The sequence below is a fragment of the Bartonella sp. AD328YNZD genome, assembly GCF_042196425.1.
Genome location: NZ_JBHIQG010000612.1, coordinates 1 through 963 on the forward strand (window position 1 = coordinate 1; position 963 = coordinate 963).

At 37.6% G+C, this 963-nt stretch carries 1 pseudogene; it reads left to right on the top strand.

From position 1 onward, the window contains the following. Nucleotides 1-465: 465 nt before the first annotated feature. Nucleotides 466-585: pseudogene (locus tag ACFIO3_RS14040) on the top strand (late control protein); the annotation flags it as partial. Between the last annotated feature and the right edge of the window lie 378 nt (nucleotides 586-963).

Here is a 963-nt window from a genome sequence, read left to right on the forward strand (position 1 = left end):
AGAGAAGAAAACACTTTAAACAAATGTTTGTTATGAGAGACAAAATGTTAATATACGCTTCAAAAAATCTCACTTATACTTGAAGAAAGATGTGTTTGTGTGATCATTTTATTTCTTATGAGATAAAGTAATTATTAATTGTACCTTATGTTGTGGGGTAGGAAGAAGCTATTCAAGCTGTTGCTTGTGCTGTGAAATGTGGGTGTGTGCAGGGCTGCAAGATCTCAATTGCCTGCTTCGATTTTTTCCTATTCTTGGGGTCTCATGGGGGAAACCGAATTAACCAAAGCAAAAGATGGTATATTATCAGGAAATTTACTTGCTTTCGAAATTTTGGTTGAAAGCTCGTTCAGAGAGAATTTTTGTGGCGTGGAAATAAAGGATCATGAAAGAGACAAGATAAGCTTTTTTATTCGTATTCTGTCATATGCGCTGTTTGCACAGTTTCTCCTCATGTAAAGAGAAGCACAAGCGGCATCAAAATCAGACAGGCTGTGTCGTGCTGTGGGCAGTGGCTCCTTAACTTTAGAGAGACGCCCTGAAATCATGGCGGATCAACCTCTGCTTCTTCAAGGGTTCCGTGGGTAAATCAATGGTCCATGGAAACTACCGTCACCCACTGCTATTTATCCCAATTGCTAAAACGAGAAATAGGATCAAGTTGATCCGATTGCATGAGTACAGTAATAGGGTATTGTTTATCCAATTCCTAAAAGGAGCAATGGTGCAAATATTGCACACTTGCGTACTGAAAAGGAATTTGCTCAAGTTGACCGAATTCCTTAAACGCTTCTTTTTTTAATAATGTACTTGAATAATGTGTTTGGGGTACGGAAAAACTATCAATCAATGTAGTTTGACACTAGGTTTTATACTAAGTGGGAAGAGGTGGGATTAGGTAGGAATACGTGATAATTTGTTGTTTTTATGTATAAAATTTAGCATTAAAAGCGCGTTTTGTCA